Raw genomic sequence first — 26,718 nt, forward strand, 5'->3', positions numbered from 1 at the left:
GCATGGCAGTGACGAAAGGCCGGGGTTCGCCCCGGCCTTTTTTTGTGAGGAGGACGACATCATGCCGATCATCACCGCTTGGGCCGCGCTTTTCTGCGGCGCTTTGTTTTTTGCGCTGACAGTGCGCGTAATCATGGGACGCAGGAGCAGCAAAGTCTCGCTCGGTGACGGCGGCGACCCAATGCTTGAGCGGCGCATTCGCGGCCAAGGGAATGCCGCCGAGCAGATGCCCATTACGCTGATCCCGCTTTTCGCAGCAGAACTGGCCGGCGCGCCAGTGTGGCTTGTTGCTCTATCAGCCTTCGTCTTTTGCGTGGGGCGGTTGATGCACGGCATCGCCTTCGGGTGGATGACATTCAGCCCAATGCGCCTTTATGGATTCGCGCTCAGCCTGTTGGGCACGCTCGGAGCACTGCTAAGCCTCGCTGTTGCTCTGGTGCTCTAGGCACAGGCCTCGCACATAAGCGTCTGTGGCGCGCCGAGAGGTCAGGCGGATCGCCGTTTTTCCTTCTGCGCGCGCGGTCGCAAAATGTGCCTGCATACGAGCTCGGTTCCGACGGCGGGTCCGCCAGATATAGAGCCAGAATTCCCAAGTGTGCCAACCGATGATCTCGGGACAGCCGTCTGGAAGATCTGGGCGGTTGCGGCCGTATCCGACCACCGTGCGCTTTACGACGCGCCAGAATCGCAACCCGATCGGCACATCAAGCCAGATCAGAGTATCAGCGCGTTCGAGTCGCGTTGGAAAAGTTGCCGACAAGCCCCCTTCGATGATCCACTCCTGACCCTCTTCAATTGGGCGGATCATGGCGATCTTTTCCGGCAGCGGCCTTTCCTTCCATCCCGACATCCAGTGGATATGGTCGATATGGATCACAGGCAGCCCTGTGACGGCACCCAGCTTGCGCGCGAGCGTGCTTTTCCCGGATCCGGGTGCCCCGATGACCATGACGCGCTTCACAGCGCCCGCTGCATCCGGATCGCTGGGAAGTCGATCGCGCCCTGAAGTTGCACGGTCATCGGCCCGATCCGCTGGAACGCAACCGAAGCATAGAAAGGTTCAGCCGTCAGCGTCGCCCAGCATTCAAGGTGTTGCAAACCCGCGCCACGGGCGGTTGCAAAGCTATGCTCCATGATCGCACGTCCGATCCCGCGGCGCAGGTGGCGATCATCGGTGACAACATGGCGGATGTCGCCCCACCCTGCCCTTTTGCGATCTGGCGTCCAGCCGCCTGCCCCAAGCACCTGCCCGTTTTCAATGGCAAGGTAATAGGTCCCGCAAGACATCAGCTGAGGCCTTGCACGGGTCATTGCAGGGATTGCGGCGACCAGAACAGAGGGCGGGTAATCCGCCTTGAGAAGACGCGGATAAGTGCGCTGCAACAAGGCGTCGACGTGACCTGTGTCAGCCGGTGTTGCAGCGCGGATGATGAAGTCACCCATATGTTTGATCCTCCAGCATCTTGCTCAGGGCCTGCGCACTTTGGAATTGAGTCGATGGGCTTACAAAAGTGGCGTTACCGTCAAAGAAACGCGCAGACGTGATATCGTCCGCCTGAAAAAGCGGAAGGACATGGGCATGGACATGCGCCACTTCATTGCCTGTCAGCACAAAACCGACGCGCTCCACACCAAAGAGCACCTTTTGAGCGCGGGCAATGCGCTGACCGAGAACGATCATCTCACTGGCCAGGTCGGTGGGCAGATCATCGAAGACCTCGTAATGATCCTTGGTCACAATCTGCATGTGGCCGGAACGGATGGGGCGATGATCGGCAAAGACGATTAGGGTTTCGGTTTCCCATGCCCGGCCACAGTGATCGAGGTCGGCGGCGATGGCACAAAATGGGCATGTTTGCATGAGGCCCTCCTGAAAACGAAAAAGGCCGCGCTTGAAGCGCGGCCTTTTCGTGAAAACTGGTCTGGAAGATCGCTTACTTGATCTTGCCTTCCTTGTACTCAACGTGCTTGCGCGCGACGGGGTCATACTTGCGTACCACCATCTTCTCGGTCATCGTGCGTGCGTTTTTCTTGGTCACGTAGAAGTGGCCTGTGCCTGCGCTTGAGTTCAGGCGGATTTTGATTGTGGTTGGCTTCGCCATGGGTCAACTCCGTCGTCAGGCGCAATAAGGCCCGGTCAAATCTTGAACCCCGCCTTTTACGCATCGCCCAAGGCGAGTCAACAGCGAAAGGCATGATCCTTTCCCGCACAAAAACCTTCACGGATTTTTTGGGCAAATAAACGCGCGGAGGGCCTGTAAGCCGGATTCTGTTCCCCGGATTGCTCCGGTTCGATGACCATTCATCTGCGGCGGGTGTTACCACACGCCTCTAGCTGCCAACCCGATCCTCCAGCCAAGGCGGCCCTGCGGGATCCTATTTGGCATTGCTCCCGGTGGGGCTTGCCGTGCCGGTCCGGTTGCCCGTCCCGCGGTGGGCCTTACCCCACCGTTTCACCATTACCCGGGCATGCCGGGCTGTCTGTTCTCTGTGGCGCTGTCCCTGGGGTTACCCCCGCCGGGCGTTACCCGGCACCGTTGCCTTGTGGAGTCCGGACTTTCCTCGACGTGACTTGCTGCGCAAATCGCACCGCGGCCATCCGGCCCTCCGCGCCGGGGTCGCTTACGCCTGTGCCTTCTGGCGGTCAATGGTGATGCGCTGTGCAACGGCGGATGCGGCGCGCCGGTCCGATTCCGTCTCTGGCCCTTCTGCGCCGGGACGAAACCGCGCGCGAAAGGCCTCAAGCCGTGCCTCAAGACTCACATCCTTGGGATAGCCGATCTGATCAAGGCTGTCTGACAGTGGTGCGTCCGGGCCCTGCGACGCCGCTGCGCTTGCCAACCCCAGACGCGCAAGACGCGCCCAATCAAACCGGCGACCAGGATCAGCCTTGCGTGTGGGTGCCATATCCTGATGCCCGATCACGTTATGCGGTGTGATAGACCACCGCTTTTGAATACCAGCCACCAGTGCGGTCAACGCCTGCATCTGCGGTTCGGGAAACGGTTCGACACCGGTATTGGTCAATTCGATCCCGATCGAGCGGGAGTTGATGTCATCCATTCCCGCCCAATTGCCCGCGCCTGCATGCCATGCTCGGTCTGCTTCTTCGACCATCTGCCAAACCTGTCCCTGACGGCTGATCAAATAATGCGCCGACACTTCATGGGCCGGATCACACAGACGTTCCAGCGCCGCAGCACTGGTTTTCATCGCCGTGTAATGGATCACGATAAGGGCCGGCGTCAGACCGTTTCGTCTGTCACCAAAGTTGGGGCTTGGATGCCAGTGGGGCTTATTGCCGGACAAGGCGATAAGGCGCCGGGTCCCATGCGCAGGCAAATCCATCGCCATCCGGGTCAAGCCCCTGGCGGTCACGCTGTGGACCGCCTCGCGCGAGGAAATCCTGCTGAGCCTGATCGGCGCTTGCGTATTGCGCACAATTGCGCAGGAACTTGGCATCGGTCGAGAAAGCCGAGCGCCGATAGACCGGCTGGCCAACCGAGTTCGTGGTGCTGAGCGCGTATTCCACGATGTTCGGCCCGTTTCCTGATCGCGACGGCAAGGCTGTTGGCTGGATCACCTGATACTGTTCGCGCGCGCGGGCGATGCGGGCTGCATCGCTTTCAATCGACTCTCGTCCCGCAACGGCATCAAAGTTCTGTTCGTCCGAAATCCCGGCTGTGCTGCGCGGTGGCCCGGCTGGCGTTGCGGGATCGGCCAAGGCCTGTTCAGCTGTAGCGATGACGTCCAACGGCTGATCCGTCGAAGCTGTTTGTGGGGCAACACCACCTGCCGCCGCGGCGGCTGCGGTGGTTTCATCATTGATAATCGTCACGCTTTCCACGCGCGGAGCCGCTGGCAAAGGCCGCCCTTCAAGAGCCGCGTCGCGACGGGCGCGCTCGGCTTCATATTGGTCGTAGTTGCCAAAGCCGACACCAGAGCCCGAATCCGGCACAGCCGGATCACACGCCGCCAAGGCCAATAGCGAAATCGCCCCAAAAACCCGTTTCATCACTGAGTTACCCTTGCCCGTAGTGCGTTATGGATAGCCTGATCGGCCTTTCGACGCCAGCGCGGCGCATATTGAGCATCGGCAGCGGTTTGCCGATGCTCTTCATTTGCGTTGCCGGAGTCTGTTTTACCACCAGCGCGTCGGTTTGCCTGCAAAACCGGCGGCCTGCTCCAAAGCATAGGCCGTGTTCAACAGATCGCCTTCTTCCCAGGGGCGGCCGATAAGTTGCAGACCCAGCGGCAAGCCCTTGGAATCGATCCCAGTCGGAACACTGATCCCTGGCAAACCAGCCAGGTTGACCGTGACGGTGAAGACGTCATTCAGATACATTTCGATCGGGCTGAAATCAGCGCCGAGTTCAAAAGCCGAGGACGGTGTTGCCGGTGTCAGGATGGCGTCGATGCCATCCGCGAACACGTCTTCGAAGTCTTTCTTGATCAAGGTGCGAACACGGCGGGCGCGGTTATAGTAGGCGTCATAGAACCCGGCGGACAGCACGTAGGTGCCGACCATGACGCGGCGCTGCACCTCTGGACCAAAGCCTTCGGCGCGGGTCTTTTCGTACATCTCAGTAATGCCGTCGCCTTGCCCCAGCTTGGCCCGGTGGCCAAAGCGCACGCCGTCATAACGGGCGAGGTTCGAGGATGCCTCGGCGGGAGCGATCACGTAATAGGCCGGGAGGGCATATTGCGTGTGGGGCAGTGAGATATCTTTGATCACGGCCCCTGCATCGCGCAGCATTTCGGTGCCTTCGGACCAAAGCTTTTCGATCGCGTCGGGCATGCCCTCCATCCGGTACTCTTTGGGAATACCGATGGTTTTGCCCTTGATGTCACCGGTCAGCGCCGCCTCGAAATTTGGCACTGCCAGTTCGGCAGATGTGCTGTCTTTTGGATCATGGCCGCACATCGTCTCGAGCATGATGGCTGCGTCGCGGACGTCTTTGGTCATCGGCCCTGCTTGATCCAGCGAGGACGCGAACGCAACGATACCCCAGCGCGAGCAGCGGCCATAGGTAGGTTTGATCCCGACAATCCCGGTAAAGGCCGCAGGTTGACGGATCGAACCGCCTGTATCCGTGCCGGTGGCAGCAAGACACAGGTCCGCGGCAACAGCGGCTGCTGAACCACCGGACGAGCCGCCCGGCGTGAGATCAGCGTCTGAATTGCCCGCTTTCCAAGGGTTCACGGCGTTGCCGTAGACCGAGGTCTCGTTGGACGAGCCCATGGCGAATTCGTCCATGTTCAATTTGCCCAGCATGACAGCACCGGCGTCAAACAGGTTTTGGCTGACGGTGGATTCGTATTCCGGCTTGAACCCTTCAAGAATTTTGGACGCCGCCTGCGATGGTACGCCCTTGGTACAGAACAAATCCTTGATGCCCAGAGGAATACCGCACATCGCGGGCGCGTCGCCTGCCTTGATGCGCGCATCTGCGGCCGCTGCCTGTTCGCGGGCAAGATCGGGTGTGTGGTGAACGAACGCGCCCAGCGCGCCTGCGGCGTCGATTTCGCTCAGGCATGCCTCGGTCAGTTCGGCAGAGGTCGTGTCACCGGCGCGCAGCGCGTCGCGAGCGGCGGCGATTGTCAGTTTGTTCAGTTCAGACATTGTTATTCCACCACCTTCGGTACGGCAAAGAAGCCTTCGCGCGCGTCGGGCGCGTTGGCCAGAACAGCCTCGGCCTGATTGCCATCGGTCACGACATCTTCGCGGCGTTTCAGACGCATCGGGGTGACGGACACCATGGGTTCGACACCGTCGACATCAACCTCATTCAGCTGCTCGATGAACCCGAGGATGGCGCTGAATTCCTCTGCCAAGGCAGGCAATTGGTCTTCGTCGACCTGAATACGGGCGAGCTTGGCGACCTTGGCCGCCGTTGCGGTATCGATGGACATGAAATCCTCCGGAAAACGGTATCTGGCGCGGTCTAAACCGGGTTGGCGGCATTGCCAACCATGTGCCTGCGATAAACCTCAATCATCCAACCCAGCATCACACCATTCAGAATATGCCACCAGAAGTGTGACCCCGCCGGAAGATCGTCACAGACGGGCATGTCATAGGACCGCAGCGTGATCGAGATTGTGAGGATCGACGCGCCGATCACCATGCCCAGCGCCGTTTGACGGTTTTTCTGTGCGACCAGCGGGGCAAAAAGGATCAGCAGGATCGGCACGTTCCAATAGAAGTTCGAGATTTGAAAGAACGGCAACCGATCCATCAAAGGCGTGACGACCGCAGCAAAGGGCACAAAGGCCACAACCAAAAGCCCGGCCTGCCACCATGTCCAGCCCAAGAAATCATGGCCAACTGCGTAGAGATAGAGCAGGATAAACAACCCGATGGGTGTGATGTCTGCCAGTGATGCCCAACCTGTCGCGTGAGTGTGGAACAGGAAGGACCCGACACCGATACAGGCGAGGATCACGATCAAGGCTGTCGCAATGGGCAAACCATGCCCGCGCGTCCGATGCCACATCACAAGAGCAGCGATCAAAAAAGCGGCATTTGTCACCGCATTAAGCGGCTCGGACCAATAGGTGAAATCAGTTCTTTCACAATAGATATCGATCTGTTCAAACATGGTCTTAGCCTTTTTTTCGGGCAAACACTCTGACGAATGGAGAATTTATGAAACTCGTCTGGATGGGGCACGCCTCATTTCGTCTGGAGGCCGCAGGACAAATTATCCTGATCGACCCCTGGATCAACGGAAACCCAATGCTCACAGCAGATCAAGTGGAACAAGCGCTGGACGGTGCGACCCATATTCTGGTCACCCATGGCCACTTTGATCACGCGACAGACGTGGTTGAAGTGTCCCAAAAGACCGGAGCCCCGGTCTCGGGCATCGTTGAATTGGCCGGTACGTTACACGATCAGGGCGCCGTGGAGGGATATGCCTTTAACAAGGGCGGCACGGTCGATGTGGGCGACGTGAAAGTTAGCCTTGTGCCTGCCTCACACTCCTCGTCCATGAAGGTGGACGGCACCGGTCGATACATGGGTGCCGAATGCGGGTTCATGATCAAGGCCGAGGGCAAGACAATCTATGTCTCGGGCGACACAGATATCATGGCCGACATGGATTGGATGGCTGACTATTATAAGCCGCAGGTCGGAATTCTGTCAGCGGGTGGTCATTACACCATGGACATGGCCGGTGCGGCCTATGCAGCCAAACGGTACTTTGATTTCGAGACCGTGATCCCCTGCCATTACAAGACCTTTCCGGCCTTGGCGCAGGACGCCGAACCGCTCATCGCCGGGTTGCCTGACGTCAACGTGATCGAACCGGTGGTCATGCAGCCGATTAAGCTTTGAACGATAATGCATCGCCGTGTGCCGCTTTTAGCGGCGCTCGGCAAAGAACGCTTTAAGCTGGGCTTCGGCCTCTTGCGCGTGGATGCCGTCATAGACCTCTGGTTTGTGGTGGCATTGCGCGTGCTGAAAAATGCGCGGGCCCTGAGCGACGCCGCCAGATTTCGGGTCACTTGCCGCATAGTATAACCGCGCGATCCGCGCGGCACTGATGGCTGCGGCGCACATGGGACAGGGTTCGAGCGTCACGTAAAGGTCGCATCCGATCAGCCGTTCGGTCCCCAATGCGGCGCAAGCGGCGCGGATGGCCGCGATCTCGGCATGGGCCGTCGGATCGTGCGTTGCCCGCATCGCATTGCGCGCTTCGGCAATAACATCACCGTCCGGGCCGACAATAACCGCCCCTACAGGAACTTCGCCCTGCCTGGCGGCATCCGCTGCCAATTCCAAGGCACGGGACATATGTGATCTGAACACCATGCCCCTTGGCGTAGAGCAGCAGGCGCGATAGGGCCAGAGGCATGACCGATTTGCCCTCAGACGACAAACCCGAACGGATCGCCAAGCGCCTTGCCCGCGCAGGGGTGGCAAGCCGACGCGTGGCCGAAACCATGATCACCGAAGGACGGGTGACCGTGAATGGCGAGGTCATTGCGTCCCCTGCCCTGAATGTGACGACTACCGACGCCATCACCGTAGATGGCAATCCGCTGGGCGAAGCCGAACGCGCGCGGCTGTGGCTCTATCACAAACCCACGGGCCTCGTGACGACGGAACGCGATGAAAAAGGGCGCGACACGGTCTTTAACAACCTGCCCGAGGACCTGCCCCGCGTCATGAGCGTCGGGCGGCTCGACATGAATTCCGAGGGCTTATTGCTTCTGACCAATGATGGCGGGGTCAAACGCCAGCTTGAATTGCCTTCAACCGGCTGGCTGCGGCGCTACCGCGTGCGGGTCAAAGGCACACCCAAGGACGAAGACCTGCAGCCCCTGCGCGATGGCATCACCATCGAGGGGGAGCGATTCCAGCCGATGATCGTGTCGCTGGACCGGCAACAGGGCGCGAATGCGTGGCTGACGATTGGCTTGCGGGAAGGCAAGAACCGAGAGATCCGCCGCGCTGCCGATGCACTCGGATTGACCGTGAACCGTCTGATCCGGATTTCCTATGGTCCGTTTCAATTGCGGGAACTCAAAGCGGGCGAAGTAGAAGAGGTCAAATCGCGTGTGCTGGCCGATCAAATGGGCTGGACCACAAAGCCAAAACTGCAACCCAAGACAAAGCCGGGACGGCGTGGCAAACCCGCACCAAAGGGACAGACGCCGACAGCGTCACGATCAAAAGGCAAAGCCAAAAGGCATGTCACGCGCCCACAGCGCGGCCCGAAAAAGCCCTGAATTTGCGGCGTTAGATCCTGCGATTCGCCGAGCGCACAGCGTCTTGGGGAATGATTTGGTTATTTTCCCCCGCGATCTGAGTGCACAAATCCCCTGATCGGCAAGAGTCCGCGTTACAAGCCCTTCGAGACAGGTTAATCGTTCAAAAAAGACGACAATTGGGGACCGTCATGATTGACCTATTTACCTTGGAGAACCTCGGCAATCTGCTGATGCTTTGCTTCCTGCAAGCGGTGCTGGGCTTTGACAACCTTCTGTATATTTCCATCGAGAGCCAGCGCGCGCCTTTGGCGCAGCAACGCGCGGTTCGCTACTGGGGCATCATCATTGCCGTGGCGCTTCGCGTCGTCCTCTTGTTTGCGATGGTGCAATTGATCGATGCGCTGAGCGAACCGTTTTATGTCTTCGACTGGGAAGGTGTTCTGACCGGCGGGGTGAACTTTGCGACGGTTGTGTTCCTTTTTGGCGGGATTTTCATCATCTACACCGCCGTGAAAGAAATCAGTCACCTGCTTTCCGTCGACCACTTACATACTGATGTTGAAGGGAAATCCGGGAAATCAGCGGCTCAGGTCATCTTCCTGATCGTGTTCATGAACCTGATCTTCTCGTTTGATTCGGTTTTGTCGGCCATTGCCATCACAGATGTCTTCCCGGTCCTTGCGATCGCGATCTTGCTGTCCGGTGCTGCCATGCTGCTCTTGGCGGATGGCGTGACTGCGTTCCTGCAAAAGAACCGGATGTACGAGGTGCTTGGCCTGTTCATCCTTTTGATCGTCGGCGTTGTTCTGATCGGCGAAGCGGGCGTTGCCGCGGCACATGCCATGGAAACGGCAACGGCCGCCGAAGATGTCGCCAGCCACACCGCACACGACAACGACCTCGCGCTCAAGATCTTTGGCTATGCCTTGGTGCCGATGTCCAAGACGACGTTCTACTTCTCGGTCATCGTTCTGTTTGCCGTGGAAATCATCCAGTCCGGCTACAAGCGCAAACTGGAAGCTGAACGGATGGCATCGCAAAACCATTAAGGTTGACTGGTAGGACGCATCCGGGCGTCATATGTGTGCTGCATCTGCAAAAGGGGGGTGCATGTCGGGACAAGCGCTGCAAAAGCTCAGCTATGTGCTGCTGATCATCTTGATCCTTTACGTCGGTTGGACGGGAGGCGTGTAATATGGCGCAACGCTACGGTGGTAAATTCAGCCCTGACGGGTCACCCAACAATGCGCCGGACGCCCCCAAGATGCCGAGCCCCCAGACCTATGCCGGGGCGCGTCCTCAGTCGGCCGGTGCGCGGACGAATATCCTGTTTGTAGCGCCCCTGGTGCTGGTCTTTAGTCTGTTTGGCAGCGGGGCTGTTGCGCTTGCCATGAACCTTTGCGCAATGGCGCTGATGCTTCTTTCGGCGTGGATGACCCGCGAGGGGCTCAAAGCCGAAGAGGCCTACAACGCCCGGACCATCGCAAAACCGCCCGCCTTGCCCCGCAAGATGATCGCCTCTGTGCTGATGGGTCTTGGGCTGGCTCTGGCCTCTTACGCGGCCTCGGGCATTGTGAGCGCGGTATTGATTGGCGTGATCGGTGCGGGGCTGCACGGGTTTGCTTTTGGCCTTGATCCGATGAAATCCAAAGGCGCCGAAGGCATTGACCAGTTTCAGCAGGACCGCGTGGCGCGGGTCGTGGATGAAGCCGAGAAGCACCTGACCGCGATGTCGTCAGCCGTAGCCCGCGTGGGCGACCGACAGCTTGAAGGCCGCGTTGAACGCTTTCAGGCCACCGCACGCCAAATGTTTCGCACGGTCGAAGAAGACCCACGCGATCTGGCGGGGGCGCGCAAGTTTCTGGGTGTCTACCTGATGGGGGCCAAGGACGCAGCGATCAAGTTTGCCGATTTGTATTCCAAAACGAGAGACCAGGAAGCCAAAGCCAAATTCGTCGCTCTTCTGGATGACCTGGACGCAAATTTTGCCGCCAAGACCGAGAAACTCCTGACCGACAATCACTCGGACATGGATGTTGAAATCAAGGTCCTCCGGGACCGTTTGAAGCGCGAAGGCGTGCGTACCGAATAACAAGGGGAACCACCAACTATGTCAGAAGATATTCGCAAGCGAGCCGAGGCTACTCTGGCCGATGTTGAAAAGGTCACGTCTGTGATCCTGCCAGAACCGTCCACCGCTTTGGTGCCTGTCGCCGACATGGATGATGCCGCGAAGCCCGAGGTCGAAAAGCGCATGCGCGAAATCGACATGAGCGATACGCAATCCATCGTGTCTTTCGGGTCTTCTGCACAGGCCGAATTGCAGGAAATCTCTCAGTCGATGCTGGCGGGTGTGCGCAACAAGGACGTCGGCCCGGCTGGTGACAGCCTGCGCGAAATCGTGTCGACCATCCGTGGGTTTTCGGTGTCGGAACTGGACGTGCGGCGCAAGCGCAGCTTCTGGGAAAAGCTGACGGGCAAAGCCGCCCCCATGGCGCAGTTCGTGGCGCGGTTTGAAAACGTGCAGACGCAGATCGACAAGATCACCGACAACCTTCTGACCCATGAGCACACGCTTCTGAAAGACATCGAAAGCCTCGATGTGCTCTACGAAAAGACGCTAGGCTTTTACGATGAACTCGCGCTTTACATCGCGGCGGGCGAAGAAAAGATCAAAAGCGTGGATGAAAACGACATTCCCGCCAAAGAAGCTGAAGTTGCCGCGGCACCCGAAGATGATCAGGTTATGAAGGCGCAGGAACTGCGCGATCTGCGCGCGGCACGGGACGATCTTGAACGTCGTGTGCACGACCTGAAACTGACACGTCAGGTGACCATGCAGTCGCTGCCGTCGATCCGGCTGGTTCAGGAAAATGACAAGTCGCTGGTCACCAAGATCAACTCGACGCTCGTGAACACCGTGCCGCTTTGGGAAACGCAACTGGCTCAGGCCGTCACGATCCAGCGCTCGCGCGAAGCCGCCGAGGCGGTGCGGGATGCCAATGATCTGACCAACGAGTTGCTTCAGGCCAACGCCAAGAACCTGCGCGAAACCAACAAGGTCGTGCGTGAGGAAATGGAGCGTGGCGTGTTCGACATCGAAGCGGTCAAAAACGCCAATGCCGACCTGATCGCGACGATCGAGGAAAGCCTGCAAATTGCCGATGAGGGCAAGCGCAAGCGCGCCGAAGCCGAGACAGAGTTGCAAACCATGGAACGCGAACTCCGCGACAAACTGGCTGCGGCCAAGGCGTCGGGTACCGGACTTGGCCATTCTGTCGGTACAGCTGCCGGGGTCGAATAACCTGTGATCGGGCGCACGCTTCGTACTTTGACAGCGTTGGGCGTGGCTTTGGCTACGTCGGCCTGTCTGGGGCCTGTGGATGGGGTGACCCAATCCCCTCGCCCGGTCGTGCGCCCGGACATTCCTGCGCCACAGCCTGCGGTCTATGTCCCTTCTGACAGAAGTCAGACTTTGCGCCGCTTTTACACGCGCATGGAAAATGACCTTCAAATCCGTGGTCTGATGCGCACCGATGGGGGTGGGATCGACACGCCCTATACCGACCGGATGGTCACGGATAACTTTCTGGAAATCGCGCTCTTTGACGAACATCCTGCTGGTACAAGCCTCAGCCAGGCCAGTCCGGAGCCGATTGGGTTGCGCCGCTGGGGCGGCCCTGTGCGGATCGGTCTGATCCAAGGTGACAGCGTATCACCGCAAGACGCGGCTTGGCAAAAGTCACAGGCCCGTCGGTATGCGGCCCGTCTAGGCAGGGTTACCAACCATCCCATCACCTATGCCGACCGCAATGCCAATTTTCACGTGCTGGTTCTGGATGACGACGAACGCAGGCAAGCCGGCCCATTGATGCGAGAGCTTTTGCCCCGCATCGACACCGAGACCGTGACGCGGATCGAAACGATGCCGCGCAATGTTCAGTGTCTGGTTGTGGCCTTCTTTGAGCCCGGTGCTGATGACTACACAGCCGCCTTTGCGGTTCTGCGCTCGGAACATCCGCGCGAAAGCTGGCGGTCCTGCCTGCACGAAGAGGTGGCACAAGGCCTTGGCCTGCCGAATGATAGCGACTTCGCCAGACCGTCCATCTTTAACGAGGATGAGGAATTCGCCTTGCTGACCTCGCATGACGAAGTGCTTCTTCAAATTCTCTATGATCCGCGCTTGCGTCCCGGCATCATGGCCGATGAAGCACGGCCCATCGTGGCGCGCATCGCGGCTGAAAAACTGAACAACGTGACCGATATTTCTGCCTTGCCCGGGTCTATCTGACTGGCAGGCCAACCAAACAAAGGGAGGATCCCATGGGGATTTTCGATTTTCTCTCTGGTCAATTCATCGACGTCATTCACTGGACGGATGACACCCGTGACACGATGGTCTGGCGCTTTGAGCGCGAAGGCCATGAGATCAAGTATGGTGCCAAGCTGACGGTCCGCGAAGGTCAGGCGGCTGTGTTCGTGCATGAAGGGCAATTGGCGGATGTGTTCACCCCCGGCCTTTACATGCTGGAAACGAACAACATGCCGATCATGACCACGCTTCAGCATTGGGATCACGGGTTCAAATCGCCGTTCAAGTCCGAGATCTATTTCGTCAACACGACCCGGTTCAACGACCTCAAATGGGGAACCAAGAACCCGATCATGTGCCGGGACCCCGAATTCGGCCCGGTGCGTTTGCGTGCCTTTGGCACTTATAGCGTCCGCGTCACGGACCCGGCTCGCTTCATGACCGAGATCGTCGGCACAGACGGCGAATTCACGATGGACGAGATCAGCTTCCAGGTCCGCAACATCATCGTGCAGGAGTTTTCGCAGGCCATCGCAAAGTCCGGCATCCCGGTGCTGGATATGGCAGCCAACACCGGAGAGGTTGGCAAGCTGATCGCACAGGCGATTGACCCAACGATCAGCCAATACGGCCTGTCGATCCCAGAACTCTACATCGAAAACATCTCGCTGCCCCCAGCCGTCGAAAAGGCGCTGGATGAGCGCACCTCGCGCGGGATTGCGGGTAATCTGGACGACCACATGAAATGGAAAGCGGCCGAGGCCATGACCAAGGGCGGCGCCGCAGGCGACGCGATGGGCATGGGTCTGGGTGCGGCCATGGGCATGCAGATGGGCAACATGATGCAGCCACAGGCACAGCAATCCGGCCCATGGGGCGCAGCACCCGCTGCCGCCGCGCCAATGGCGCCACCGCCTCCTCCGGTCGAGCATGTCTGGCACATCGCCGAAAACGGCGCGACCAAAGGACCATTCTCAAAGGCGCGGCTGGCAGAGATGGCAGGCAACGGCACGCTGACGCGCGAAACCTATGTCTGGACCCAAGGTCAGGACGGTTGGAAGAAAGCCGAAGACGTGATGGAGCTCGCCCAACTCTTTACCGTTATGCCTCCGCCCCCCCCCCCCGGCATCTGACGTGGATGCGCCTGAAGACATCCTGAATTGGCGACAGGTTGATGACCGGTTGTCCCTGTCCGGACAACCGACCAAGGCGCAATGCTCTGGTTTGGCCGCGTCGGGCGTGGCGTTTGTCATCAACCTCGCGCCGCAGGAAAACAAGGGCGCGCTTAAGGATGAAGGGGACGTCTTCGCCGAACTTGGCGTCGGCTACCGCTACATCCCGGTCGATTTCGAAAACCCGACCGAAGATGACTATGCCGCTTTTTGCGCGGCGATGGACGAAGCGCAGGGGCTTCGGACGCACATCCATTGCATCTACAACGCGCGCGTCACGGCCTTCATGTTACGCTACGCACAAGACGGCCTGGGCGGAGATGTGAAGGACGCACTTGGCCGCATGGATGGCATCTGGCGACCCGGCGGCGCATGGGCACAGTTCATTGGTGATACCAGCCGGATCGACAAACATAATGAATACGCGGGCTATGAATATGCCGCCTCCTAGCGAAGCGCCCGGAACGTGACAGGGCATGCCCTGCAAGTCACCTTCTTTCGCCAATTCTGCCTCTCGTTATCTGACGGTCCAGAATCCCGAGCCACGCATGGTGTGAAACTTTTTCACCACTTGGCACGTGACTTCGGCATGAGAACACTTCAAAGCGCCATGCAGTTCACGGCCCTCAAAAGCTTGCTGCCGCAGAAGCGGACGGTCCTTAAGTGGCTGCACTGGGGGATCATCCCGTTCTTTGTCTGGTTCATTTTCGCTGACCCTGAAGTCATCCGCCGGTGGGGTCCGGGTTGGTTTCAGTTCCATTCCACGATGGGTCTTGGATTTTCGGTGATCGCGCTGGCTTGGACGGCATTTTCATTGCGCAATGGGCTTCTTAGTCGGCCTGGGCCAAAGCTGCCAACTTGGGCAAAGCGGGTGCATCGTCTGATGCATCTCGGGCTTGTTGCGAGCCTTTTTCTCGTGGCATTTGGTGGGTTTCTTCTTGGCCTCACCGCATCTTTTCAGATGAAGGCGGGCGGCGTCCTGCCATTTGCACCACCGCTAGACATGCCGCGGACCCACGATCTTGTTGGCGTGGCCCATGTCTATCAATTCTACTCCATGATCGGACTCGTGGCGGTCCATGCGGTCTTCCATATCTGGCGTCACCTGCATCTTAGGGATAATGCTTTACGCATCATGGCCCCTAAACGCTTGCACAGATTCCTTTGACCGACACACAGACACAAACGATCGAAGAACACCGCTTTCCCTGTGATAATTGCGGAGCGGATTTCCGATTTGACCCGGACGCGAACCAATTGGTGTGTGACCATTGCGGCAACACATCGGGGGTCGAAGATGCAGGGCAAGCGCACGCGATGGTCGAGATCGACTTTCAAACCGCGCTGGCCAATAAACTGCCAGAAGCCGAGATCGAGGAGACCCGCGTCGTTGGCTGCCCGAATTGCGGGGCGCAGGTCGAATTTGACGCGGCGACCCACGCCGCTGAATGCCCGTTCTGCGCAACACCGGTCGTCACCGACACAGGCACCAACCGGCATATTAAACCCAAGGGCCTCTTGCCCTTTGCCTTGGACGAAAACGCCGCACGCGACGCACTTGGGGACTGGTTGGGTTCGCTCTGGTTTGCGCCAAATGGGGTCAGTGAATACGCCCGCAAGGGCCGCAAGATGAACGGCATCTACGTCCCTTACTGGACCTTCGATGCCGACACGAAGTCTGAATATCAGGGCCAGCGCGGCACCGATTACTATGAAACCCGCACCGTAACGCGGGACGGCAAGCGCGAACAGGTGCGCGTGCGCAAGACGCGCTGGAGCAGGGTATCTGGCCGCGTGGCGCGCTTCTTTGACGATGTGCTTGTGCTTGCCTCCCGTTCGTTGCCCAAGAAATACACCGACCGGCTTGAGCCTTGGGACCTTTCAGAACTGCGCCCTTACCTGCCGGAATACCTCGCCGGATTCCGCGCCGAGGCCTATACCGTGCAACTCGAAGAAGGCTTCGAAGAGGCCAAAATCATCATGAACCGCGTGATCGAACGGGATGTGCGCTTTGATATTGGTGGTGATCGCCAGCGGATTGATGCGTTGCGCACGCAGGTCAATGATGTGACGTTCAAGCATATCCTGCTGCCAGTCTGGATGGCGGCCTATAAGTATCGCGGCAAGACATACCGTTTTGTCGTCAATGGCCGGACGGGCCTTGTGCAGGGCGAACGCCCCTACTCTGCCTGGAAAATCGCGATCGCAATCATCATCGCAGCAATTATCGCGGGCGCGATTGGCTTTGCCTACGCGTCGTCTCAGGCCTAGGTCCCGACACCTGCGGGATCAAAGGCCGTGGCCTTGAGGATCGCATAAGCGGTCATACCGGTCTCCAACCCCAACGCCTGCGCCGAGGATTTGGTGATGCGCGCCAGGATCGGCGTCTCACCAACGCGCAGCCGGACGGCAACGCCCGGGCCTTGCCCGAAATGCAATGCCTCTATCTGCCCTTTGAGCACATTGAGTGCGCTGATCCCTTTGGGTTCTTCGGTAGCGATGATCACGTCCTGCGCGGCGATCCGCAGTCGGATTGACTCGTTCACAGCGACCGCGACACGCGGCAACCGCAGCAGCCCGCCCGGAAAGGCCAGTTCGCTCAGGTCGCCTTCATGAGCCGTCACGCGCGCGTTCAAAACCGCACCTGCCGCCCTGACACCCAGATCGGGCAAGGCCACCGGGTCGCTCAGGACCTCTTCCACAGCGCCCGACTGTACGACGCGCCCGTCCTTGATCACCACAAGTGTGGTCGCCAGCCGTGCAACCTCGGTCGCGTCATGGCTGACATAAAGGATGGGGATGTCGGTCTCGTCACGCAATCGCTCAAGATAGGGCAGGATCTGAGCGCGCCGCGGGGCATCGAGGCTTGCAAGCGGCTCATCCATGCACAGCAAATTCGGGTCCGACAAAAGCGCGCGCCCGATTGCGACACGCTGTTTCTCACCGCCAGACAGATTGCGCGGAGCCCGGCCCAGCAAGGGCCCAATGTTGAGCAAATCAATGATGTGCGTCCGCGTCGCCGCCGCCCCGGCCCGTCCAAAGCGTGCTCCGTAGTCAAGGTTTTGCGCGACGCTCATATGTGGAAAGAGCCGCGCATCCTGAAAGACATATCCAATCCGCCGTTGCTCTGGTGGCAATCGTGACAGGTCCTGCCCGCGCACGCGCAACGTCATGTCCGGGCTTGGCAACAGGCCAGAAACCGCGCGCAGGACACTTGTCTTTCCGGCCCCCGACGCACCGAACAAAACCGTCACCCCGCCTAGTGACTGAAACGAAACGTTCAGGTCCAAACTGCCAAGGTGTTGTGCAACGGACACCTCAAGCATTGCGGCGTCTCCACCAGCTGGCGAGCAGTTCGGACGCCGCCAGCGCCCCCACGGATAGAATGATCGAGATCACAACAAGCACGACCACAGCGCCCTCCTGCCCCGGCACTTGCAACAAGGCGTAGATAGCTGATGGCAGGGTTTGGGTTTCCAGCGGCGTGTTGCCGACAAAGGTGATCGTCGCGCCGAATTCGCCCATTGCCTTGGCAAATCCCAACATCGCGGCAGCAAGGATGCCGGGAACCATCATCGGCAGAGTGATGGTCCGCCAGATGGCCCAACGCCCGGCACCCAACGTGCGCGCGGCTTCCTCAAGGCCGGTATCGACGGCCTCAAGCGCGATGCGCAATGCGCGGACCATGAGAGGGAATGCCATAATGCCCGCAGCCAGCACCGCGCCTGCAGGCCGGAACGCAAGCGTGATGTCGAGCCAAGCCAGCATGTCCCCGAACACCCCGCGCCGCCCAAACAGGACCAAAAGAAGGTATCCGGTCACCACAGGCGGCAGGACCAAAGGCACATGCACGAGGGCATCCAGAATAGGTCGGCCCCAAAACCGCTTGCGCACCAAAAGATGCGCCACGCCTAGCGCCAGCGGCAAACCGATGAGGGTCGACCAGAATGCCACCCAAAGAGACAGCCGGATCGCGCCCCAGACTTCTGGCGTCAAAACATCAGCGGTCATTGGCCTGAAATCCGACAGTCAGGAAGGGGCGCAAACCCGCATCAGACTGTAGAAACGCTGAAATCTCAGCGCCTGCTGGCGACAGGCTCGCGATCGGATAAAGCACTGGCTCCGGTGGATCCAAAACGGAAACGGTCGTCAGCCCGTTCTGTGCAATGTCAGAAGAATAGAGAAATCCTGCCGCCACCTCTCCGCGCAAAACGGCGATCAGCGCGGCACGTGCATTATCTGTTTCAACAAGGCATCCCGATGGCAACGGCCAATCACCTGAGGCCGACAGCGCAGATTTCACGTATTGCCCCAAAGGTACCGCATCGGTGCGCGCTGTCACGATCCGCCCGGTTTCGCAAAGCGCGGCTATATCCGACCCAAGGGTTTGGTTGCTCGCCAGCGCGATACCATTTCGAAGCGGTGCCGCCGTTTCGATGATGACGCCCTGATCTGACAGGTACTCTATCCAGACCTGGTTGGCCGACCAAAACACATCTGCTTGCGCGCCTTGCACGATCTGGCGTGCCAAAAGGGACGAAGCCGCGTACGAGACCCGCACAGAATGGCCGGTCTGAGCCTCAAACTCTGTAACTGCCTGATCCAGCGGACCTTTCAAAGACGCAGCCGCAGAGACGCGTAGCACATCCGCCGCAGACATCTGCGGACAGACCAGACAGATCAAGATGAGGATCAAGGCGCGCATGGGAAATGTGTGGCCTCTTAGCCCCGTCCGCGCAAGCGCTTACGTCAGGGCTAGTCGTCGCGCCGCATGATGAGCCATGACGGCGCGCGTGGCATCACGCATCGGCCCCGGTCTGGCGGGATCACGCAGGGTGTTGGTCCAATCCGGCGGGGGATCAAAGGGCCGCAAGCTGGGTCCACGCTCCCATGTCAGATCACGCAAAACGCATTGACCAGCCTCGGGGAGGGTCTCTGGAATCTCATATCCGTTCAGTGTCGCCCAAACCCCGGACCAAAGACGCCCGACGGACCACGGATTGTACCCGCCCCCGCCAAGAACCAGAAGGCGATCCGTCAAAGCCATCACGGCGCGCACCATCGACCAATGCGCATTGTTCGACAGCGCAAGCCGCGACTGGGGATCTTCGGTCACGGCATCTGCCCCACATTGCAGAACAATCGCTTCGGGGCGAAACGCCTGAACCCAGGGCAGGATGACCGCATCCCGCAGCGCCTCGAATTCGGTGTCATTCAATCCGGCAGGGACCGGAAGATTTACCTGCGTCCCCATCCCGTGATCGGTCAATGCGCCGGTGCGTGGCCACCGCCCGGCTTCGTGGACGGAAATCAGCAAGGTGTCGGGATCATTTCCATAGGCATGGACCACGCCATCAGGATGGTGGGCATCAATGTCGATATAGGCGATGCGGGTCAGGCCGGAGCGGCGCAGCGACTGGATCGCCAGAACGCAGTCGTTCAGATAGCAGAACCCGTTCGCGCGCGCGGGCATCCCGTGGTGGGTGCCGCCGCCCGGATGGTAGATGATGCCCGGATTTCGCAGCAACTCCCCAGCCGCCAGGGATGCGCCTGCGCCAGTGGCTGGGCGTCGATACACCTCTGGAAAGATAGGGTTAGAAGGCGTGCCGATATGAAACCTTTTGCGCGCGGCTTCGGACAGCGACTGGGTCTCTTCGGCCTCTACCAAGGCAGACAGGTAATCCGGATCATGCCATGCAGAAAGCGCAGAAGGTTTCGCGCGAGGCGAGGTCTGAAACTGCGACCTGGGCAACCAGCCCATTGCCCGGCACAGGTCCATGGTCGTAGACACACGCGGCACCCGCAAGGGATGCCAGTGCCCATAGGACGATCCACGATAGATTTCGGACCCGAAGAAAAGCGGCGTCATCCGGTGGCTAGAGTGCCCTCGACGGCCCGGACGATGCGGCGCGACGTTGGGCGCACCGGTGCATCCCACGTGCCCACGACATCTCCGTTGGCATCCAGCAAAACCTTGTTGAAGTTCCAACGTGGAACGAACCCTTCGGTCTGTTCCATCCAGCGGTAAAACGGATGCGCGTCTGGGCCAGTGACCGACGCGATGCTTGTCATTGGAACGTCAAGGTCGAAATTGATCGCACAGAAATCGGCTACCTGATCATCGGTCGCCAATTCCTGACGGAAGGAATCCGAGGGAACAGCCACAACTTGAAACCCGCGGTCACGGAACCGGTCATAGAGGACCTGCAATTCGTCGTACTGGCGGGTGAATGCACATTTCGACGCCGTATTGACGATCAGTGTTGGCTGCCCTTGGGTGGTTAGCTTTTCGCCCGTCATAAGATCAAAGGTGAATTCCTCGGCCAAAACGGCAGACGCCATCCAGACCAATAACACCGAAAGCAATTGCACACGAAACAAGCGAAACACTGTGTTACCCCCTTGGATTACAGCCCAATAAATAGGCTTAGGACATGCTCTCGCCAGCCTAACCCTTCACATATTGCAGTGTACGCGCTATGTTCTTGAAAAAGACAATGAAAAAAACGCGAGCGCGACCCATGTCAATGTTTCGTCCATCACAGCTGCCGCTGGCGATGGAGGCTGCCAAGAAAAGACAAGTACGGAGCCAATTTGCTGCGTTACCCTTTCGTATGACGGACGACGGGTTTCAGGTCATGCTTGTCACCAGCCGCACGCGAAAGCGTTGGATTTTGCCCAAGGGCTGGCCGGAACCCGGCCTGACACCAGCGCAATGCGCCGAAAAGGAAGCTTTCGAAGAAGGTGGCGTCAAAGGTAAGGCCTACGACCTGTGCCTTGGTGTCTATTCCTACGCAAAATTGCTTGATGACGGCTTGCTCATCCCCTGTCTTGGGATGGTTTTTCCCATCCGGGTCAAAACGGTTCTGACAAAGTATCCTGAGAAAGAAGAACGCAAGCGGAAATGGTTTTCGGCCAAGAAGGCTGCGTCGCTTGTAGATGAGCCGGAACTGAAGAAAATCATCAAATCCTTTGACCCCTACTGGGTGGTGCGCCGGAAATCTTGAACACTTGGTCCCATTGCCAAGCCACCGCCGCGGTAATATTTACACTGCATGATCCGCTACGCGCTCAAATGCTCAAACGACCACTCGTTCGAGAGCTGGTTTCAATCCGCTGAAGGGTTCGACACCTTGCAGGCGGCCGGGCATGTCGGCTGTCCCACATGCGGGGATACAGACGTGAAAAAGGCGTTGATGGCTCCCAAGGTGACACCCGCCCGAAAGGCGACAAGCCAGCCCGCGCCGACGCTCCGCAGCGAGGAGACACCGCAAGAGGCGGCCTTCGCCAAGATGCGCGATCATATCGAAAAGAACTCCGACTACGTGGGTAAGAACTTTGCCCATGAGGCGCGCGCAATGCACGACGGCGACGTGCCCGACCGGCCCATCCATGGCGAGGCGTCTTTGGCAGATGCCAAATCCCTTGTTGATGATGGCGTTCCGGTGCTGCCCCTGCCCTTTACGCCCAAGCAGCAACAAAACTGACACAGTTGCTCGGTCGGAATGCTGATACGCGGCCCTTTTGCCGCGCGCGCAACCTGCCGCGCATGACCTACCATATGTCAGGTTGCGCAGCAGCATTTTAACCCGTACATCCGCGCGAGTTTATCAAAACCACCGCATGTACGGGGGTCACCATGCCTATTCTCGTGATGAAATTCGGCGGAACTTCCGTCGCCACGCTCGACCGCATCAAGCGCGCGGCCAAGCGTGTGGGTGTCGAGGTTGCCAAGGGATACGACGTCATTGTCATTGTCTCTGCCATGGCTGGCGAAACCAACAAGCTGGTCGGCTATGTCAGCGAAACCTCCCCACTGTTTGATGCCCGCGAATACGACGCGGTCGTCAGCTCGGGCGAGAACGTGACCGCCGGGCTAATGGCGTTGACGCTGCAAGAAATGGACGTGCCAGCACGCAGTTGGCAGGGCTGGCAGGTTCCGGTTCAGACAACGTCGGCCCATGCGTCGGCCCGGATCGAAGATATCCCGCCCGCAAACATCCTTGCCAAGTTTGACGAAGGCATGAAGGTTGCTGTGGTCGCCGGTTTCCAAGGGGTCAGCCCAGAGGGCCGTATCACCACGCTGGGTCGCGGCGGGTCGGACACCACCGCCGTGGCATTTGCCGCCGCCTTCGGTGCCGAGCGCTGTGACATCTACACCGATGTGGACGGCATCTACACGACAGACCCCCGCATCGCGCCCAAGGCGCGCAAGCTGGAGAAAATCGCATTTGAAGAGATGCTGGAACTCGCATCTCTCGGGGCAAAGGTCCTACAAACCCGTTCCGTTGAATTGGCCATGCGCTATAAAGTGAAACTGCGCGTTCTCAGTTCATTCGAGGAACAGTCTGACGAGGCCGGCACGCTGGTCTGCGATGAGGAGGAAATCATGGAATCCAATGTAGTCTCAGGCGTGGCCTACAGCCGTGATGAAGCCAAGATGACCCTGTTCTCGGTGGCCGACCGCCCTGGAATTGCTGCGGCCATCTTTGGCCCGCTCGCGGAGGCTGGCGTCAATGTCGACATGATCATCCAGAACATCTCAGAAGACGGGCGCACAGACATGACCTTCTCGTGCCCGACCGATCAGGTCGCCCGCGCCGAAAAGGCCATTGAAGCCCTGAAAGACAGCGGCGACGTCAACTTTGCCACGCTTGATGTCGATGACAGCGTCGCAAAAGTGTCTATCGTCGGTATCGGGATGCGCAGCCACGCAGGTGTGGCGTCCAAGATGTTTGCAACGCTCCGCGACGAAGGCATCAACATCAAGGTGATCACAACCTCTGAGATCAAGCTCAGTGTTCTGGTGGACCGCAAGTACCTCGAACTCGCTGTGCAGGCCCTGCACGACGCCTTTGAGCTTGAGAAAGCAGCGTAGGTTTTTTCGGCAGCCAGCGGCGACCTGTAAATCTTTTTGGACAGATTTCGAAACGCCCTCTTTCTCAATTGGGAGAGGGGCGGTTAATGTATGCCGCGAACAGGTGCAGGCATAACGCGACATGAAGACGAATACCGAAAGCGAAAGCCGCAAGCTTCTGGGCCGCTTGCGCGATGCGTTGGCCGAAGACAGCCCCGGACAGCAGCGTCTGGACAAGATCGTTCACCTGATCGCGTCGTCGATGGCCACGCATGTCTGCTCGATCTACCTGTTTCGTGATGCCGATACGCTTGAGCTTTGCGCGACCGAGGGGCTCAATCCCGAGGCCGTTCACAAAACGCTGATGCGTCTGAGCGAAGGGTTGGTTGGCCGCGTTGCGCGCACGCGCAAGGTCGTGAATACAGCGGACGCCCCGACAACGCGCGGCTTCCGCTATATGCCCGAAACCGGCGAAGAGGTGTTTCCGGCGTTTTGCGGTGTGCCTATTCAGCGGCTGGGCGAAACGCTGGGCGTCCTCGTCGTGCAAGCGAAAGAGGCGCGCAGGTATTCCGACGACGAAGTGTATGCGCTTGAAGTCGTTGCCATGGTTCTGGCCGAAATGACCGAATTGGGCGTTTTGACCGGAGGCGATGATTATTCCAGCGCGCGTCACCAGCAACCGGTTCTGATGCGCGGCGGCGTTGCACAGGAAGGCGTGAGCGAAGGGCATGTTCACCTTCATGAGCCGCGTGTCGTCGTCACCAACCCGATTGCCGACGATCCTCAGGCTGAATTGGATCGTTTGGGTGCTGCGCTCGACACCTTGCGCGTGTCCGTTGATCAGTTGCTCGCCGACGCGCGGTCCGTGGACCGCGATCAGGTCGAGGTGCTTGAGACCTACCGGATGTTTGCAAACTCACGCGGGTGGCGCAGGCGGATGGAAGAGGACATCGACCGCGGACTGTCAGCAGAAGCCGCCGTTGAAAAAGAGCAATCCGCGGCTCGGACACGCATGGGACAGGTTGCAGATGCCTACCTTCGAGAGCGCCTGCATGATCTGGATGACGTATCGAACCGCTTGTTGCGGATCCTGACGGGCCAAAGCTCGACTGCGTCCGAAATGCCAAAGGACGCTATTCTCGTTGCGCGCAATGTTGGACCGGGCGAGTTGTTGGAATACGGACGAAAGCTGAAAGGCATCGTTCTTGAGGAAGGCTCTGTTGGATCGCATGCGGCGATTGTCGCGCGCGCATGGGCTATTCCGCTGATCATCAATGTCAAAGGCATCACGACCGAGGCCCTGTCTGGCGATCACATCATGGTTGATGGGGAACAGGGCATTGTCCACCTGCGCCCGGATGACAGCGTGTCCACGGCCTTCCGCGACAAGATCGCGATGCAGAACGAAGCGCAAAGCCGCTACGCCACCATTCGAGATTTGCCCGCGACGGCAAAATGCGGCTCGACGGTCAGCCTACACATGAATGCGGGGCTGATGGCGGACCTTCCGTCGTTGCCCACCTCGGGAGCCGAAGGTGTCGGCCTGTTCCGAACAGAACTTCAGTTTTTGGTGCGCAACCAGATGCCGCGCCGGGCAGAATTGGTCGCGCTTTATAAGCGCGTCATTGACGCGGCCGGTGAAAAACCGGTCGTCTTCCGAACCCTCGATATCGGGTCCGACAAAGTGCTGCCCTACATGAAGCCGCAGGATGAGCCCAACCCTGCCCTTGGCTGGCGGGCGATCCGCGTGGGTTTGGACAAACCCGGCGTGCTGCGCATGCAGTTGCAGGCGTTGATCCGCGCAAGCGAGGGGCGGCCCCTGCATGTCATGTTCCCGTTTGTTGCCCAGTTTGAGGAATACCGCAGCGGATGTAACGAACTGGACAAGGTGATCGAACGCGAACGCAAGTTGGGCCATGTCCTGCCGTCGCGCATAAAGGTCGGTGCAATGCTGGAAACGCCTTCGCTGGCGTTCGCCCCGCGCAAGTTCTTTGAAGAGGTCGAATTTCTGTCGATTGGCGGCAATGATCTGAAGCAGTTCTTTTTTGCCGCTGACCGCGAAAACGAGCTGGTGCGGAAACGCTATGACACCCTCAATGTCAGCTTTCTGAGCTTTATCGAGCAGATCGTTCTGCGCTGTCAGTCTACAGAAACCCCGTTGAGTTTTTGCGGAGAGGATGCCGGTCGCCCGATTGAGGCGGCCTGTCTTGCGGCGATGGGCATGCGCAGCCTGTCCATGCGTCCTGCCTCAATCGGTCCGGTCAAGCATCTGCTGCGCCGGATCAATTTGGACGAGCTGAAAGAGGTGATCGACAATGCCCGCGCAGATGGCCTGCAGTCGGTCCGTCAACCTGTCATGGATTTTCTGCGCAACAAGGACTAGCGCTCAAGCGCACCCTTCCCGGCCAGTATCTTGTCCCGGAACTTTGTGATCCGGGCCGTCCGAGTTTCCGCCCTCTTAGCGCCGTTAAGATTGATCACGTAGCTGCGTTGGCGACCAGGCGTGAGGGCATGGAACGCCTCGGCCAATGCGACATCGCAATCCAACGCCTCAGTCAATTCTGCTGGCCATTCCATTGCCATGTCAGGTTTGGCGGCACGGCGTCCTTCTTCGGCGTATCCCATGGCCTCGCGGAGGTAGCTGACAATCGTGTCCGAAGCCGCGTCCACATCTGCGCGCGAGGAAAACTTGAGCGCATCGGGGTACGCGGTGTTCGCGCCTTGGCGCACCAAGAGACCCTTTGGATCTTGCATCAGCCCTGCCTCAAAGAAGCTAAGCCGAAAATCCGCCCGGAACGCCCCAAGGACCGCGATATTGCGGCCAGCATGGACATAACACGGGTGCCCCCATTTCACGACCTCGTCCATGTCCGTCGAACGACACAGGCCCCGCAAAGCCGCCAAACCATCCTTCCAGATGCGAGCCGAGCAGTCCGGGCTATCAAAGCGGCTGCAGCGGCCGCAGCCGCTTCGGAAATACGTCTCAATGTCCGAGATCATGGCCATGCCAGCAGCAAATCGGCAAGCCGCGCTCCGGTCAAGTCACAGGTAAAGTTGACGGTTGGCCGGAACTTGGCCTCAAACTGACCTATGGGTTGGGCGCAGCGCGGGTCACGGGCCCTTCCAGTCCGTCCCATGCACCGGGCTTCAATGCCTGTGCCAGAATGCGGTCAGGATTGGTAGGTGGTGGCATCTGGACCGTCGTGATCGGATGGAAGCCAAAGCGCTGATAGTATGGGGCGTCCCCGACAAGAAGCACGCGCGTCCAGCCTAACGCGCGCGCCGCGCCAAGGCTTTGCTGGATCAATTGACCACCAAGCCCCTCGCCTTGACGTGTGGGGTGAACCGCAATCGGACCAAGCAAAAGCGCGTGATGCTCTCCGACCCGCACCGGCCAGTAGCGCACCGCCCCAGAGACAATGCCGTCTGCATCGCGCGCAACAAGGCTGAGTGGTCCAACCCGAGGGACGCCTTCGCGCAGGCGATAAGACGACAATGCCTCGCGCCCCGGCGCAAAGCAGGTGTCATAGAGCGCCTCGACTTCCCACCAGTCATCGGCGGTTTCTTCGGTCAGGTTGTACATGGGCGTCTTTGCTGGCCCCACTGTCCCATTTTTTGCTGGCCGTCCGGCTATCATGCCCTTAGCTCAGGCGTAA

32 protein-coding genes and 1 other RNA gene are annotated in these 26,718 nt (G+C 59.2%); 15 read left to right on the forward strand and 18 right to left on the reverse strand.

The annotated features are described in order from the left end of the window. Nucleotides 1-61 precede the first annotated feature (61 nt). Nucleotides 62-445, forward strand: coding sequence for an MAPEG family protein (locus FE702_RS07545; RefSeq protein ID WP_147125634.1), 384 nt, complete (start codon nt 62-64; stop codon nt 443-445). Here FE702_RS07545 and FE702_RS07550 read toward each other — a convergent pair. From FE702_RS07550 to FE702_RS07595, 10 genes are all read right to left on the reverse strand, one after another. Continuing rightward, nucleotides 416-961 carry a P-loop NTPase family protein gene (locus tag FE702_RS07550; RefSeq protein WP_147125635.1) on the reverse strand — a complete coding sequence of 182 codons (546 nt, stop codon included), beginning with the start codon at nt 959-961 and terminating at the stop codon, nt 416-418. The genes FE702_RS07545 and FE702_RS07550 overlap by 30 nt on opposite strands. Beyond that, nucleotides 958-1,443, reverse strand: a complete 486-nt coding sequence (locus tag FE702_RS07555; protein WP_147125636.1) for a GNAT family N-acetyltransferase — start codon at nt 1,441-1,443, stop codon at nt 958-960. Before FE702_RS07555 ends, FE702_RS07550 begins: the two co-directional genes overlap by 4 nt. Then, nucleotides 1,436-1,861, reverse strand: coding sequence for an HIT family protein (locus tag FE702_RS07560; protein ID WP_186827019.1), 426 nt, complete (start codon nt 1,859-1,861; stop codon nt 1,436-1,438). The genes FE702_RS07555 and FE702_RS07560 overlap by 8 nt, the downstream gene beginning before the upstream one ends. Nucleotides 1,862-1,934: 73 nt before the next feature. Further along, complete coding sequence (gene rpmG / locus FE702_RS07565) at nt 1,935-2,102, reverse strand: 50S ribosomal protein L33 (protein WP_011454349.1); 168 nt, start codon at nt 2,100-2,102, stop codon at nt 1,935-1,937. 140 nt (nt 2,103-2,242) lie between these two features. Continuing rightward, nucleotides 2,243-2,611, reverse strand: an RNA gene (rnpB, locus tag FE702_RS07570) — RNase P RNA component class A. Between the two features lie 11 nt (nt 2,612-2,622). Beyond that, the gene (locus FE702_RS07575; RefSeq protein WP_430303156.1) at nt 2,623-3,213 is read right to left on the reverse strand and encodes an N-acetylmuramoyl-L-alanine amidase; all 591 of its coding nucleotides are present in this window, start codon (nt 3,211-3,213) and stop codon (nt 2,623-2,625) included. A gap of 82 nt (nt 3,214-3,295) precedes the next feature. Then, the gene (locus tag FE702_RS07580; RefSeq protein ID WP_147125639.1) at nt 3,296-4,015 is read right to left on the reverse strand and encodes a hypothetical protein; all 720 of its coding nucleotides are present in this window, start codon (nt 4,013-4,015) and stop codon (nt 3,296-3,298) included. Between the two features lie 126 nt (nt 4,016-4,141). Continuing rightward, nucleotides 4,142-5,623, reverse strand: coding sequence for an Asp-tRNA(Asn)/Glu-tRNA(Gln) amidotransferase subunit GatA (gene gatA / locus FE702_RS07585; protein WP_147125640.1), 1,482 nt, complete (start codon nt 5,621-5,623; stop codon nt 4,142-4,144). A gap of 2 nt (nt 5,624-5,625) precedes the next feature. After that, on the reverse strand, nt 5,626-5,913 hold the full coding sequence (gatC, locus tag FE702_RS07590; RefSeq protein WP_147125641.1) for an Asp-tRNA(Asn)/Glu-tRNA(Gln) amidotransferase subunit GatC: 288 nt from the start codon (nt 5,911-5,913) through the stop codon (nt 5,626-5,628). 32 nt (nt 5,914-5,945) lie between these two features. Next, on the reverse strand, nt 5,946-6,602 hold the full coding sequence (locus tag FE702_RS07595) for a ceramidase domain-containing protein (RefSeq protein ID WP_147125642.1): 657 nt from the start codon (nt 6,600-6,602) through the stop codon (nt 5,946-5,948). Between the two features lie 47 nt (nt 6,603-6,649). Between FE702_RS07595 and FE702_RS07600 the strand changes: the two genes are divergently transcribed. Next, nucleotides 6,650-7,342, forward strand: coding sequence for a metal-dependent hydrolase (locus FE702_RS07600; RefSeq protein WP_147125643.1), 693 nt, complete (start codon nt 6,650-6,652; stop codon nt 7,340-7,342). Between the two features lie 27 nt (nt 7,343-7,369). Here FE702_RS07600 and FE702_RS07605 read toward each other — a convergent pair whose 3' ends face one another. Further along, nucleotides 7,370-7,819, reverse strand: a complete 450-nt coding sequence (locus FE702_RS07605) for a nucleoside deaminase (RefSeq protein ID WP_147125644.1) — start codon at nt 7,817-7,819, stop codon at nt 7,370-7,372. A gap of 41 nt (nt 7,820-7,860) precedes the next feature. On the opposite strand from FE702_RS07605, the gene FE702_RS07610 reads away from it, so the two are divergent. The 9 genes from FE702_RS07610 to FE702_RS07650 all read left to right on the forward strand — a co-directional run bounded on the left by FE702_RS07610 (nt 7,861) and on the right by FE702_RS07650 (nt 16,476). Next, nucleotides 7,861-8,739: a pseudouridine synthase gene (locus FE702_RS07610; protein ID WP_147125645.1), complete on the forward strand. Its 879-nt coding sequence runs from the start codon at nt 7,861-7,863 to the stop codon at nt 8,737-8,739. A gap of 170 nt (nt 8,740-8,909) precedes the next feature. Next, nucleotides 8,910-9,770, forward strand: coding sequence for a TerC family protein (locus tag FE702_RS07615; protein WP_147125646.1), 861 nt, complete (start codon nt 8,910-8,912; stop codon nt 9,768-9,770). Between the two features lie 146 nt (nt 9,771-9,916). Continuing rightward, a complete protein-coding gene (locus FE702_RS07620; protein ID WP_147125647.1) occupies nt 9,917-10,813 on the forward strand; it encodes a 5-bromo-4-chloroindolyl phosphate hydrolysis family protein in 897 nt (298 codons plus the stop codon). Nucleotides 10,814-10,831: 18 nt separating this feature from the next. After that, on the forward strand, nt 10,832-12,025 hold the full coding sequence (locus tag FE702_RS07625; protein WP_147125648.1) for a toxic anion resistance protein: 1,194 nt from the start codon (nt 10,832-10,834) through the stop codon (nt 12,023-12,025). Between the two features lie 42 nt (nt 12,026-12,067). Beyond that, nucleotides 12,068-13,012 (forward strand): DUF2927 domain-containing protein, encoded by a 945-nt coding sequence (locus tag FE702_RS07630; protein ID WP_186827020.1) that lies wholly within the window; start codon nt 12,068-12,070, stop codon nt 13,010-13,012. A 32-nt stretch (nt 13,013-13,044) separates the two neighbouring features. Continuing rightward, nucleotides 13,045-14,166, forward strand: coding sequence for an SPFH domain-containing protein (locus tag FE702_RS07635; protein WP_147125650.1), 1,122 nt, complete (start codon nt 13,045-13,047; stop codon nt 14,164-14,166). 1 nt (nt 14,167) lies between these two features. After that, nucleotides 14,168-14,656, forward strand: coding sequence for a protein tyrosine phosphatase family protein (locus tag FE702_RS07640; protein WP_147125651.1), 489 nt, complete (start codon nt 14,168-14,170; stop codon nt 14,654-14,656). Between the two features lie 138 nt (nt 14,657-14,794). Then, complete coding sequence (locus FE702_RS07645) at nt 14,795-15,373, forward strand: cytochrome b (protein ID WP_255449621.1); 579 nt, start codon at nt 14,795-14,797, stop codon at nt 15,371-15,373. After that, nucleotides 15,370-16,476 (forward strand): TFIIB-type zinc ribbon-containing protein, encoded by a 1,107-nt coding sequence (locus tag FE702_RS07650; protein WP_147125652.1) that lies wholly within the window; start codon nt 15,370-15,372, stop codon nt 16,474-16,476. Before FE702_RS07645 ends, FE702_RS07650 begins: the two co-directional genes overlap by 4 nt. Here FE702_RS07650 and modC read toward each other — a convergent pair. From modC to FE702_RS07675, 5 genes are read right to left on the reverse strand one after another with little or no spacing between them, the layout of a single operon-like run. Continuing rightward, on the reverse strand, nt 16,473-17,531 hold the full coding sequence (modC, locus tag FE702_RS07655; RefSeq protein WP_147125653.1) for a molybdenum ABC transporter ATP-binding protein: 1,059 nt from the start codon (nt 17,529-17,531) through the stop codon (nt 16,473-16,475). The two genes, FE702_RS07650 and modC, sit on opposite strands and share 4 nt — an antisense overlap. Beyond that, nucleotides 17,524-18,216 carry a molybdate ABC transporter permease subunit gene (gene modB / locus FE702_RS07660; protein WP_147125654.1) on the reverse strand — a complete coding sequence of 231 codons (693 nt, stop codon included), beginning with the start codon at nt 18,214-18,216 and terminating at the stop codon, nt 17,524-17,526. The genes modC and modB overlap by 8 nt, the downstream gene beginning before the upstream one ends. After that, entirely contained in the window at nt 18,206-18,910 is a 705-nt protein-coding gene (gene modA / locus FE702_RS07665) for a molybdate ABC transporter substrate-binding protein (protein ID WP_147125655.1), read from the reverse strand. Before modA ends, modB begins: the two co-directional genes overlap by 11 nt. A 39-nt stretch (nt 18,911-18,949) precedes the next feature. Next, nucleotides 18,950-20,074: an acetoin utilization protein AcuC gene (locus FE702_RS07670; RefSeq protein ID WP_147125656.1), complete on the reverse strand. Its 1,125-nt coding sequence runs from the start codon at nt 20,072-20,074 to the stop codon at nt 18,950-18,952. Further along, nucleotides 20,071-20,595 (reverse strand): glutathione peroxidase, encoded by a 525-nt coding sequence (locus FE702_RS07675; protein WP_255449624.1) that lies wholly within the window; start codon nt 20,593-20,595, stop codon nt 20,071-20,073. The genes FE702_RS07670 and FE702_RS07675 overlap by 4 nt, the downstream gene beginning before the upstream one ends. A gap of 131 nt (nt 20,596-20,726) precedes the next feature. Here FE702_RS07675 and FE702_RS07680 point away from each other — a divergent pair, with 131 nt between their 5' ends. The 4 genes from FE702_RS07680 to ptsP all read left to right on the forward strand — a co-directional run bounded on the left by FE702_RS07680 (nt 20,727) and on the right by ptsP (nt 25,445). Next, entirely contained in the window at nt 20,727-21,212 is a 486-nt protein-coding gene (locus tag FE702_RS07680) for an NUDIX hydrolase (RefSeq protein WP_147125657.1), read from the forward strand. Nucleotides 21,213-21,260: 48 nt separating this feature from the next. Further along, nucleotides 21,261-21,692: a DUF1178 family protein gene (locus tag FE702_RS07685; protein WP_147125658.1), complete on the forward strand. Its 432-nt coding sequence runs from the start codon at nt 21,261-21,263 to the stop codon at nt 21,690-21,692. Between the two features lie 152 nt (nt 21,693-21,844). After that, entirely contained in the window at nt 21,845-23,083 is a 1,239-nt protein-coding gene (locus tag FE702_RS07690) for an aspartate kinase (protein WP_147125659.1), read from the forward strand. A 121-nt stretch (nt 23,084-23,204) separates the two neighbouring features. After that, complete coding sequence (gene ptsP, locus FE702_RS07695; protein ID WP_147125660.1) at nt 23,205-25,445, forward strand: phosphoenolpyruvate--protein phosphotransferase; 2,241 nt, start codon at nt 23,205-23,207, stop codon at nt 25,443-25,445. On the opposite strand, the gene FE702_RS07700 is transcribed toward ptsP, so the two are convergent. Together FE702_RS07700 and FE702_RS07705 are read right to left on the reverse strand one after the other, a co-directional pair. Continuing rightward, on the reverse strand, nt 25,442-26,068 hold the full coding sequence (locus tag FE702_RS07700) for a YdeI/OmpD-associated family protein (protein WP_222611793.1): 627 nt from the start codon (nt 26,066-26,068) through the stop codon (nt 25,442-25,444). The two genes, ptsP and FE702_RS07700, sit on opposite strands and share 4 nt — an antisense overlap. Nucleotides 26,069-26,150: 82 nt before the next feature. Further along, nucleotides 26,151-26,645 carry a GNAT family N-acetyltransferase gene (locus FE702_RS07705; RefSeq protein WP_147125661.1) on the reverse strand — a complete coding sequence of 165 codons (495 nt, stop codon included), beginning with the start codon at nt 26,643-26,645 and terminating at the stop codon, nt 26,151-26,153. Nucleotides 26,646-26,718: the final 73 nt, after the last annotated feature.

It is taken from the genome of Shimia ponticola (genome assembly GCF_007995215.1).
Lineage (GTDB): Bacteria > Pseudomonadota > Alphaproteobacteria > Rhodobacterales > Rhodobacteraceae > Shimia_B > Shimia_B ponticola.

Excerpts from the sequence above, each read along its gene's own strand:
- FE702_RS07545 (WP_147125634.1), top strand. The coding sequence starts at position 62 with ATGCCGATCATCACCGCTTGGGCCGCGCTTTTCTGCGGCGCTTTGTTT.
- FE702_RS07555 (WP_147125636.1), bottom strand. The coding sequence starts at position 1,443 with ATGGGTGACTTCATCATCCGCGCTGCAACACCGGCTGACACAGGTCAC.
- FE702_RS07560 (WP_186827019.1), bottom strand. The coding sequence starts at position 1,861 with ATGCAAACATGCCCATTTTGTGCCATCGCCGCCGACCTCGATCACTGT.
- rpmG (WP_011454349.1), bottom strand. The coding sequence starts at position 2,102 with ATGGCGAAGCCAACCACAATCAAAATCCGCCTGAACTCAAGCGCAGGC.
- FE702_RS07575 (WP_430303156.1), bottom strand. The coding sequence starts at position 3,213 with ATGAAAACCAGTGCTGCGGCGCTGGAACGTCTGTGTGATCCGGCCCAT.
- FE702_RS07580 (WP_147125639.1), bottom strand. The coding sequence starts at position 4,015 with ATGAAACGGGTTTTTGGGGCGATTTCGCTATTGGCCTTGGCGGCGTGT.
- gatA (WP_147125640.1), bottom strand. The coding sequence starts at position 5,623 with ATGTCTGAACTGAACAAACTGACAATCGCCGCCGCTCGCGACGCGCTG.
- gatC (WP_147125641.1), bottom strand. The coding sequence starts at position 5,913 with ATGTCCATCGATACCGCAACGGCGGCCAAGGTCGCCAAGCTCGCCCGT.
- FE702_RS07595 (WP_147125642.1), bottom strand. The coding sequence starts at position 6,602 with ATGTTTGAACAGATCGATATCTATTGTGAAAGAACTGATTTCACCTAT.
- FE702_RS07600 (WP_147125643.1), top strand. The coding sequence starts at position 6,650 with ATGAAACTCGTCTGGATGGGGCACGCCTCATTTCGTCTGGAGGCCGCA.
- FE702_RS07605 (WP_147125644.1), bottom strand. The coding sequence starts at position 7,819 with ATGGTGTTCAGATCACATATGTCCCGTGCCTTGGAATTGGCAGCGGAT.
- FE702_RS07610 (WP_147125645.1), top strand. The coding sequence starts at position 7,861 with ATGACCGATTTGCCCTCAGACGACAAACCCGAACGGATCGCCAAGCGC.
- FE702_RS07615 (WP_147125646.1), top strand. The coding sequence starts at position 8,910 with ATGATTGACCTATTTACCTTGGAGAACCTCGGCAATCTGCTGATGCTT.
- FE702_RS07620 (WP_147125647.1), top strand. The coding sequence starts at position 9,917 with ATGGCGCAACGCTACGGTGGTAAATTCAGCCCTGACGGGTCACCCAAC.
- FE702_RS07625 (WP_147125648.1), top strand. The coding sequence starts at position 10,832 with ATGTCAGAAGATATTCGCAAGCGAGCCGAGGCTACTCTGGCCGATGTT.
- FE702_RS07635 (WP_147125650.1), top strand. The coding sequence starts at position 13,045 with ATGGGGATTTTCGATTTTCTCTCTGGTCAATTCATCGACGTCATTCAC.
- FE702_RS07645 (WP_255449621.1), top strand. The coding sequence starts at position 14,795 with ATGAGAACACTTCAAAGCGCCATGCAGTTCACGGCCCTCAAAAGCTTG.
- modC (WP_147125653.1), bottom strand. The coding sequence starts at position 17,531 with ATGCTTGAGGTGTCCGTTGCACAACACCTTGGCAGTTTGGACCTGAAC.
- modB (WP_147125654.1), bottom strand. The coding sequence starts at position 18,216 with ATGACCGCTGATGTTTTGACGCCAGAAGTCTGGGGCGCGATCCGGCTG.
- modA (WP_147125655.1), bottom strand. The coding sequence starts at position 18,910 with ATGCGCGCCTTGATCCTCATCTTGATCTGTCTGGTCTGTCCGCAGATG.
- FE702_RS07670 (WP_147125656.1), bottom strand. The coding sequence starts at position 20,074 with ATGACGCCGCTTTTCTTCGGGTCCGAAATCTATCGTGGATCGTCCTAT.
- FE702_RS07680 (WP_147125657.1), top strand. The coding sequence starts at position 20,727 with ATGTCAATGTTTCGTCCATCACAGCTGCCGCTGGCGATGGAGGCTGCC.
- FE702_RS07685 (WP_147125658.1), top strand. The coding sequence starts at position 21,261 with ATGATCCGCTACGCGCTCAAATGCTCAAACGACCACTCGTTCGAGAGC.
- FE702_RS07690 (WP_147125659.1), top strand. The coding sequence starts at position 21,845 with ATGCCTATTCTCGTGATGAAATTCGGCGGAACTTCCGTCGCCACGCTC.
- ptsP (WP_147125660.1), top strand. The coding sequence starts at position 23,205 with ATGAAGACGAATACCGAAAGCGAAAGCCGCAAGCTTCTGGGCCGCTTG.
- FE702_RS07700 (WP_222611793.1), bottom strand. The coding sequence starts at position 26,068 with ATGGCCATGATCTCGGACATTGAGACGTATTTCCGAAGCGGCTGCGGC.
- FE702_RS07705 (WP_147125661.1), bottom strand. The coding sequence starts at position 26,645 with ATGTACAACCTGACCGAAGAAACCGCCGATGACTGGTGGGAAGTCGAG.